General features: G+C 63.6%; 8 protein-coding genes. 4 read left to right on the plus strand and 4 right to left on the minus strand.

Going from position 1 to position 8,791, the window contains the following annotated elements:
• Window positions 1-250 precede the first annotated feature (250 nt).
• Together AC628_RS13375 and AC628_RS13380 are read left to right on the plus strand one after the other, a co-directional pair.
• Window positions 251-1,309: a dipeptidase gene (locus tag AC628_RS13375; protein ID WP_074127274.1), complete on the plus strand. Its 1,059-nt coding sequence runs from the start codon at window positions 251-253 to the stop codon at window positions 1,307-1,309.
• A 162-nt stretch (window positions 1,310-1,471) separates the two neighbouring features.
• Window positions 1,472-2,539, plus strand: a complete 1,068-nt coding sequence (locus tag AC628_RS13380) for an ABC transporter substrate-binding protein (protein WP_074127275.1) — start codon at window positions 1,472-1,474, stop codon at window positions 2,537-2,539.
• 220 nt (window positions 2,540-2,759) lie between these two features.
• On the opposite strand, the gene AC628_RS13385 is transcribed toward AC628_RS13380, so the two are convergent.
• Both AC628_RS13385 and AC628_RS13390 read right to left on the minus strand, forming a co-directional pair.
• Window positions 2,760-3,989 (minus strand): ABC transporter substrate-binding protein, encoded by a 1,230-nt coding sequence (locus tag AC628_RS13385; RefSeq protein ID WP_074127276.1) that lies wholly within the window; start codon window positions 3,987-3,989, stop codon window positions 2,760-2,762.
• A gap of 187 nt (window positions 3,990-4,176) precedes the next feature.
• Window positions 4,177-5,154 (minus strand): GlxA family transcriptional regulator, encoded by a 978-nt coding sequence (locus AC628_RS13390; protein WP_074127277.1) that lies wholly within the window; start codon window positions 5,152-5,154, stop codon window positions 4,177-4,179.
• A gap of 152 nt (window positions 5,155-5,306) precedes the next feature.
• Between AC628_RS13390 and AC628_RS13395 the strand changes: the two genes are divergently transcribed.
• On the plus strand, window positions 5,307-5,570 hold the full coding sequence (locus AC628_RS13395; protein ID WP_074127278.1) for a tautomerase family protein: 264 nt from the start codon (window positions 5,307-5,309) through the stop codon (window positions 5,568-5,570).
• Window positions 5,571-5,749: 179 nt separating this feature from the next.
• Here the strand turns inward: AC628_RS13395 and glnA are convergent, their stop codons facing one another.
• Both glnA and AC628_RS13405 read right to left on the minus strand, forming a co-directional pair.
• Window positions 5,750-7,159, minus strand: a complete 1,410-nt coding sequence (glnA, locus tag AC628_RS13400; RefSeq protein ID WP_074127279.1) for a type I glutamate--ammonia ligase — start codon at window positions 7,157-7,159, stop codon at window positions 5,750-5,752.
• Window positions 7,160-7,309: 150 nt separating this feature from the next.
• Entirely contained in the window at window positions 7,310-7,648 is a 339-nt protein-coding gene (locus AC628_RS13405) for a P-II family nitrogen regulator (protein WP_011441447.1), read from the minus strand.
• Window positions 7,649-8,002: 354 nt separating this feature from the next.
• Here AC628_RS13405 and AC628_RS13410 point away from each other — a divergent pair.
• On the plus strand, window positions 8,003-8,791 hold a 789-nt coding region (locus AC628_RS13410), incomplete at its 3' end, for an NAD(P)H-hydrate epimerase (RefSeq protein WP_074127280.1).

Below are 8,791 nucleotides of genomic sequence, written 5' to 3' on the forward strand. Positions count from 1 at the left end.
ATCCTGCTACGGGGCAGCCACAAACTGCTCAGGATGGGTACGATCCGACCGCCAGCGGCCTGTCGCGGCCGCTAACCGCGACAGGCCATTCCTCTCGGAATATGCCGACGATAGCCGATCGCGCTATTACAAGGATGGGTAGAGCGCAGCGAAACCCATCAACTTTTCGGCCGCAGGGAGAGATGATGGGTATCGCTTCGCTCGACCCATCCTACTGACTACAATCGGTTCGGCGAAGGAGAGCAGAGCGGTGCAGGACCACAACAAGATCGCGATCTTCGATGGCCACAATGACGCGGTCCAGCACCTCGTCGAGTACCGGGAAGATGGACGCGATTTCCTGGTGCGCTCGGAGGAGGGCCATCTCGATCTGCCGCGCGCCCAGCAAGGCGGCATGGTTGGCGGCCTGTTCGCAATGTACGCCAAGGCAGAACGTCCGCTCGCAGACGCCTTCACGCGAACCGCCGACGGCTACGAGGTGCGTCTCGCGCAGCCGCTCGATGCGGCCTATGCGCGCCGTACGATCGATGCCCAGCTGCGCGGGCTGGAGGCGATGGTGGCTCGCGCCGATGGGAAAATCCGATGCGTGACCACCGTGGATGAGATCGAGGCCGCGCGGCGGGACGGCGCTTTTTCGATCGTGCTGCATCTCGAGGGCGCCGAAGCGATCGACGCCGATCTGGACGGGCTGGCGAGGCTCTACGCCCGCGGCCTGCGTTCGCTCGGCCCGGTCTGGAGCCGGCCCAACATCTTCGGCCATGGCGTGCCGTTCGCCTATCCGCGCTCGCCGGACACCGGGCCTGGTCTGACGGACGCCGGAAAGGCACTGGTGAGGGCCTGCAATGAACTCGGAATCATGGTCGATGCAGCCCACCTCAACGAGCGCGGCTTCTGGGATCTGGCGGCACTCAGCACGGCTCCGATCGTGGTCACTCACGCCTGCGCGCATGCGATCTGCCCCGCGACCCGCAACCTGACCGACCGGCAACTCGACGCCGTCAAGGCATCCGGCGGCGTCGTGGGCTTCAATTTCAGTGTGTCCGAGGTGCGTCCCGACGGGCACAGCGATCCCGACGCGCCGATCGAGACGGTCGCCAACCATCTCGGCTACCTGGTCGAGCGGATGAGTGAGGATCACGTGGCGCTGGGATCGGACTTCGACGGTGCGGTGATGCCGCGTCCGCTCAGGGATGCAAGCCATCTTCAGAGCCTGATCCAGGCGTTGCGCTGGCGCGGTTTCGACGATGCCGTGCTGCGCAAGATCGCTTTTGACAACTGGATGCGGGTTTTGCGCCAAAGCTGGCGGTGATCGGTTAGTAGTGCGTAGGATGGGTGGAGCGAAGCGAAACCCATCAGCTTTTCGGCCGCAGGGAGAGATGATGGGTATCGCTTCGCTCCACCCATCCTACGCGCTATCATCACCCCGCAACAAAGTGCGGCCGGTCAACGGCCCGATCTCAGGGAGCATGGAATGCAGGACCGCAAATGGTCGAGACGCGACTGGCTCAAGGTGACGGCGGCGACCGCCGCCGGCATGGTGTTTGCCGAGCCCTTGAGGGCGGCGGCGCCGCCGGCTGAGGCCGTAACGCCGGAGCTGATCGCAGCGGCCAAGAAGGAAGGCAAGATCTCGTTCTACAGCGCGCTGGAACTGAACACGGCGGAGCGTCTCGCGCGCGACTTCGAGCAGAAATATCCCGGGATCAGCGTCCGCGTCGAGCGCTCCGGCGCCGAGCGCATCTTCCAGCGCATCGCGCAAGAGCAGGGCAGCGGCATCCATGCCGTCGACGTCGCCAACTCCACCGATCCCGCGCATTACCTCGACTGGAAGAAGAACGACTGGCTCGCGGCCTACATGCCGGAAGACGTCGCAAAACATTTTCCGGCCGACCAGATCGATCCCGACGGCACCTCGGCGACATCCTGCGCTTGGTTCGAGGTGATCGGCTACAACACCGAGCAGGTGAAGCGCGAGGAGGCGCCGAAGAGCTACGCCGATCTGCTGGATCCCCGGTGGCGCGGCAAGATCGTCAAGGGGCACCCGAGCTACTCCGGCGCGATCCTGACCGCGACCTTCGTGCTGGCGCGCGACCTTGGCTGGCCGTATTTGGAAAAGCTGTCGCAGCAGCGCGTGATGCAGGTGCAGTCGGCCGCCGATCCACCGAAAAAGATCCTGCTCGGCGAGCGCGCCGTCATGGCCGACGGCAACGACTACAACCTCGTGCTGGCCAAGGATCAGGGCAAGCCGGTCGAGGTGGTCTATCCGGCCGAGGGCGCGCCGTTGATCATCGTGCCGAGCGGCATCTTCAAGAGCGCGCCGAACCCGAACGCGGCGCGGCTGTTCCAGAGCTATTTCTTCAGCGCCGAAACCCAGCAGATGCTGGCCGACGAATTCGCGCACCGCTCGTTCCACGCCAAGGTGAAGGAGAAGGCCGGGCATGTGCCGCTCGACAAGCTGAAGATGCTGAAGGCCGATCCGGCCCAGGTGCAGGCCCAGAGCGAGGAAATCAAGGCGCGCTACGCGAAGCTGTTTCGGGTGTGAGCGGCCTGTCCTTGCCGCGGGGAATTTGACTTTGACGCAGCCCTCTTCACGTCATTGCGAGCGAAGCGAAGCAATCCATATCTCCGCGTGCGCGAATGCATGGATTGCTTCGTCGCGGAGTTTATCATCGGGCCGGCCAAAGGCCGGACCCGTTGGCTCCTCGCAATGACGGCGATAGTGCTCGGACCACCCAGGCAGCGCAGCGAGTGGCCGCGGCCGGCTACCCTCCGACTTCCGCGCTGAGCATGGGTCCGAACAGCTCCCAGCGCTCGCCCTTGAGTCGTCTGAGTTGCATCTGCTTGATCGGTGCGAAATCGATCGGGCTGGTGTTCATCGTGATTCCCGGCAGCAGGTTATTGGTCCGGAAGGCCTTCAGGTTGGCGGCCTGTTTCATCACGTTCGCGCGCGTGAGATCGTCGCCGCACTGCTTCAGCACCTGAACCAGCGTTTGCGCCACATTGTAGCCCGTCACCACCAGGCCATCGGCCCGATTGCCTTCGGGAAAATATTTGGAGAGATATTCGTCGAACGCCTTCATGCCAGGATCGTCCTTCCATTGCGGATCGAGCGGATCCATCAGGTAGGCCACCGAAATGATGCCTTGCGCGTTCGCGAAGCCGGCGGGCTGGATCACAGCGCCGATCGAGGAGCCGACCGAATTGAGAATGTGCAACGGCTTCCAGCCGATCTCGGCCGTCTTCTTGATGGCCTGCGCCGCGAATTTCGGCGTGGCAATGTCGACGAAGACATCGGCGTTCATCGATTTCATCTTGACGATATGCGTGTCGATGGTCGGTTCGGCGACCTCGTACGCGTCCTCGGTCACGATCATCGACGCCGCCTTGTCGCCGAGCCCGTCCTTCAGACCCTTGAGGTAGTCCTTTCCATAATCGTCGTTCTGGTAGAGCACAGCGATCCTGCCGTTCGGCTTTTCCTTCAGGATGTGCTTGGCGTAGATCCGACCCTCGGCCTGATAGCTGGGCTGCCAGCCCATGGTCCACGGAAAGTTCTGCGGATCGTTCCACTTGGTCGCACCGGTCTGGATGAACAGCTGCGGCACCTTCTTCGTGTTCATGTATTTCTGAATGGCGCCGTTGGATGCGGTGCCGAGGGCGGCGAAGATCAGCAGGACCTCGTCGCTTTCGACGAGCTTACGCGCCTGCTCGACCGTTTTCGGCGGACTGTAGCTGTCGTCGTAGGAGATGAAATTGATCTTGCGGCCGTTGATTCCTCCCTCGGCATTGATCTTGCGGAAGTAGGCCGCCTGGGCCCGGCCGCTGGTGCCGTAGGCCGATGCCGGCCCGCTGTAGGGCATGATGTTGCCGATCTTGATTTCAGTATCGCTTGCGCCGGTGTCGTATGTCTTCTGGGCAGATGCGCTGCCTGCGCCGGCGGCGAGGATGATGATGGCGGTCGAAAGCGCCGCCATTCGTCGTGCGACGAAAGACATCTCGTTTCTCCCAAAATGCAAAAAATGAACGTGTCTGTCTTATCGAAGGCCGCTTCCGGGTCCTTGTTGGCAGTGAACACCCGGCTCCGGATCTTGTCGATTCCGAAGCACAGGCTCACGCGCCGGTTCGCACCGCTTCATTGGGTTCGTCAGTACTCCTGACCGTAGTCTTCCGGGATTGCCGCGTCTACGCCGCACGCATCGATCGCTGCGCGCGGTAGGCTTGCGGCGACAGCAGCGTGAGCTTACGGAAGGCTTTTCGAAAGCTGCTCTCGTCCTCATAACCGGTGGCGCGGGCAATCGCCTTGATCGGTTGCGCCGTGGTCTCCAGCAGCGTGCGGGCATGCTCGACGCGGCGGCGCGTGATGAAGGCCTGCGGCGGCTCGTGGGTCAGTTCGCGGAAGCGGCGGTTCAGCGTGCGTTCGCTCAGGCCCAGCGCCTGGGCAAGGCCGCGCACCGTGATCGGCGTCTTGCCGGTGCGGCGCACCAGCATGTCGGCCTTGATCAGCAGCGGGTCCTGGGCGAGCATGTAGCCGAGCGGCATGAAGATCGCCTGCGTGCGCTGCGCGGTGTCGATCACGGCATAGTCGGCGCAGACCTTTGCGACCTCGGGGCCTTCGACGAGCTCGATCAGCCGCAGCAGCAGGTCGACCCATGACATCGGTCCGGCGGCGCAGACCAGGCGGTCGGCCTGTGTGATCACGGCATCGCTGGCGAGGTCGATCCTGGGATGGCGGCGGCGCAGCTCGCTCTGCAGCCACCAGGTGATGGTGGCGCGGCGGCCGTCGAGCAGGCCGGCATTGGCGAGCAGCAGCACGCCGCTGCAGAAGGCGCCGATCAGGCGGCCGCTCGCATGTTGCTGGCGCAGCCAGGCGCCGGCACGGTCATATTGCGGCTGCAGGCGTTCGGCGGTGAGATGATCGACCAGGCTGCCGGGCACGATGATCGCGTCGAAGGCGGTCCGCTTGCTGACGGTGCCATCGACGGCAAGCAGCTTTCCGCCGCCGGCGCGCACCGCCTTGCCGTCGAGCGAGAGCGTCTGCCAGCTGAAGCGGGCCTTGCCGCCGCGCAGCTGCATCACATGGTTGCCGAGCGTGAGGATGTCGGCGATGCCGGCGACCGCCGACTGCATGCAGCCTTCCAGCGCGAGGATCGCGAGCTTCATGGGACCTCCAGGCGTTGCCGCCATCCTACCCGATCGGCGCGATCAGGCCATGGCGGATATTGCCCGATCTCTGTCCGATCGGCCACTGCCTGATCGGGCCATGCCGGTCCATCTTCGCTGCGTTGTCACAACCTCAGCAATGGAGAGAGACCATGCCTTACGTCACCATTTCCACCGTCCGCGGCATCTTCGATGTCGCCCAGAAGAAGGCGCTGCTGGAGCGCGTCACCGATCTCATGGTCGAGGTCGAGGGGCAGGGCGACCCGGACTTCCGCCGCAACGTCTGGGTCAAGATCGAGGAGGGCGAGCCGGCGAGCTGGTCGCTCGGCGGCATGATGCCGACGCCGGACATGATCGCGGGCAAATTCGGCGCGCTCGACCCCGGCGGCCGGCGGGTTGCGAAAGTGAAGGTGTAAGCGAGGAAGAGGCGCTTTCACCACATCGTCATTGCGAGCGAAGCGAAGCAATCCATCTCTCCGCATGCGCGGACGCATGGATTGCTTCGTCGTTTCGCTCCTCGCAATGACGGATACCTCAAAAAACGAAAGGCGCTTCCGGTGGAAGCGCCTTTCGCATTCGTGAGGTGCTGCAAAGCTTACAGCGAGTAGTACATCTCGAACTCGACCGGGTGCGGGGTCATTTCGAAACGGGCGACCTCGGTCATCTTGAGCTCGATATAGGCGTCGATGAAGTCGTCGTCGAACACGCCGCCGTTCTTGAGGAACGCGCGATCCTTGTCGAGGCTCTCGAGCGCTTCGCGCAAGCTACCGCACACGGTCGGGATCTGCTTCAGCTCTTCCTTCGGCAGGTCGTAGAGGTCCTTGTCCATCGCCGGACCCGGATCGATCTTGTTCTTGATGCCGTCGAGGCCGGCCATCAGCATCGCGGCGAAGCCGAGATAGGGATTGGCCATCGGGTCGGGGAAACGCACCTCGACGCGCTTGGCCTTCGGATTCGCGGTGTAGGGGATGCGGCAGGCCGCCGAACGGTTGCGCGCGGAGTAGGCGAGCAGCACCGGGGCCTCGTAGCCCGGGACCAGACGCTTGTAGGAGTTGGTCGACGGGTTGGTGAAGGCGTTGATCGCCTTGGCGTGCTTGATGACACCGCCGATGTAGTGCAGGCAGGTCTCCGACAGGTCGGCATATTTGTTGCCGGCGAAGGTCGGCTTACCTTCCTTCCAGATCGACTGGTGGACGTGCATGCCAGAGCCGTTGTCGCCATAGACCGGCTTCGGCATGAAGGTGGCGGTCTTGCCGTAGATGTGCGCGACCTGGTGGATGCAGTATTTGTAGATCTGCATATGGTCGGCCATCAGCGTCAGCGTGTCGAACTTCATGCCGAGCTCGTGCTGGGCCGAAGCGACTTCATGGTGGTGCTTCTCGACCTTGACGCCCATCTTGGCCATCGCCCCGAGCATCTCGGAGCGCATGTCCTGCACCGAGTCCTGCGGCGGCACCGGGAAATAGCCGGCCTTGGTGCGGATGCGGTGGCCGAGGTTGCCGCCCTCATATTCGGTCGAGGAGTTGATCGGCAGCTCGGAGGAGTCGAGGCGGAAGCCGGTGTTGTAGGGGTCGGCGGAATAGCGCACGTCGTCGAACACGAAGAACTCGGCCTCGGGGCCGACGAACACGGTGTCGCCCACGCCCATCGACTTCACCATCGCCTCGGCCTTCTTGGCGATGCCGCGGGGGTCGCGGTTGTAGGGCTCGCCGGTGGTCGGCTCGAGCACGTCGCAGGTGATGACCATGGTGGTCTCGGCGAAGAACGGGTCGATCGTCGCGGTGACCGGGTCGGGCATCAGGCACATGTCGGATTCGTTGATCGCCTTCCAGCCGGCGATCGACGAGCCGTCGAACATCGTGCCCTCGGCGAAGATGTCGTCGTCGATCATGCTGACGTCGAAGGTAACGTGCTGCCACTTGCCGCGCGGATCGGTGAAGCGCAGGTCGACGTATTTGACGTCGTTGTCCTTGATCGATTTCAGGACGTCTTTGGCGGTCTTCATGAATACCCCTTATGGATGTGCGGGTGTGTTTCCGGCGGTGGGCGACGTTATTCCCGCTTTTGGCGGGTTCGTGTGACTACTCAAACGAAATCAGGCTGCCGAAGCAGCCTTTTTTCTCTTTTGCGTCAGAAATTCCGGATAGCACCGCCCTCAAATAGCGTCCAGCCCGGATTCGCCGGTCCGGATGCGGATGGCTTCCTCGATGTTGGAGACGAAGATCTTGCCGTCGCCGATCCGGCCGGTCTGGGCGGCGCGGCGGATCGCGTCGATCGCCTTCTCGACCAGGTCGTCGCCGATCACGATCTCGATCTTCACCTTGGGCAGGAAGTCGACGATGTATTCCGCACCGCGATACAACTCGGCATGGCCCTTCTGGCGGCCAAATCCCTTGGCCTCGGTCACGGTGATGCCTTGCAGTCCGACTTCCTGGAGCGCTTCTTTCACCTCGTCGAGCTTGAAGGGCTTGATGATGGCTTCAATCTTCTTCACTGAGCGCCTCCCGGGCATTGCAGATTGCAGGGTCGAGTTCGATGCGCGTGGGGCGCAGTCTGGTTGGTCTTAAGCCTTCCGGCCGGTGGCCGGAAACACGCGCAATGGTCGCATCGAGCGGCCTTGTACGCGGCTTCCTCAAAAGCAGGGTCTATGCCAAGTTGTTAAGGTCCCCGATTTCGGAATGTTATCAGCCTTTTAACAGGCAGTCGGCTGATATCGAACCACATGGGCTATGATATCCAAGCCTAACAAATAGGCAAATAGATCAATCCATATGCAGTCGGCCAGTAGAAACCCCGCGAACGTCACAGGAATTGCCTCTCGAAAAGGCGAAGCGATTGAGGATTCGGCATGGACGTTCTGACCACCACCGAGATGGAGCGCGCCGACCGGCTGACCATCGCAGCCGGCACGCCGGGCTTCGCGCTGATGATGAGCGCCGGCCAGGCCGTCGCGGAAGCCGCGATGGACCTGGTCGAGGAGGGGCCGATCGTCGTGGTCGCCGGCCGTGGCAACAATGGCGGCGACGGCTTTGTCGCCGCCGCCGAGCTCGCCGCGCGCGGCCGCGAGGTCTCGGTGATCCTGCTCTGCGAGCGCGACAGCCTGCAGGGCGACGCGGCGCTGGCCGCGAAGGGCTGGAAATATCCGGTGCTGCCGTTCAACCCGCAGGCGCTCGGCAAGCCGGCGCTGATCATCGACGCGCTGTTTGGCGCCGGGCTCAACCGCCCGGTGAAGGGCGACCCGCTGGAGATGATCGCGGCCATCAACGCCAACGGTACGCCGGTGCTGGCGGTCGACCTGCCGAGCGGCGTCAACGGCACCACGGGTGCTGTCATGGGCGCGGCCGTGCAGGCGACCGAGACTGTCACCTTCTTCCGCAAGAAGCCCGCGCATCTGCTGCTGCCGGGCCGGATGTATTGCGGCCGGGTCCGCGTCGCCGATATCGGCATCGACGCGCAGGTGCTCGACGAGATCAAGCCGCTGACCGCGGAGAACGTGCCGCAGGCCTGGCGCTGGTCGTTTCCGGTGCCGCGGATCGATGGCCACAAATATGCGAGGGGGCATGCCGTCGTGGTCTCGGGCGATCTCGCCGCGACCGGGGCGGCACGGCTCGCTGCGCGGGCAGCGCTGCGCGCCGGC

Origin of the sequence: Bradyrhizobium sp. NAS96.2 (assembly GCF_001908235.1) — a bacterium.
Taxonomy (GTDB): Bacteria; Pseudomonadota; Alphaproteobacteria; order Rhizobiales; family Xanthobacteraceae; genus Bradyrhizobium.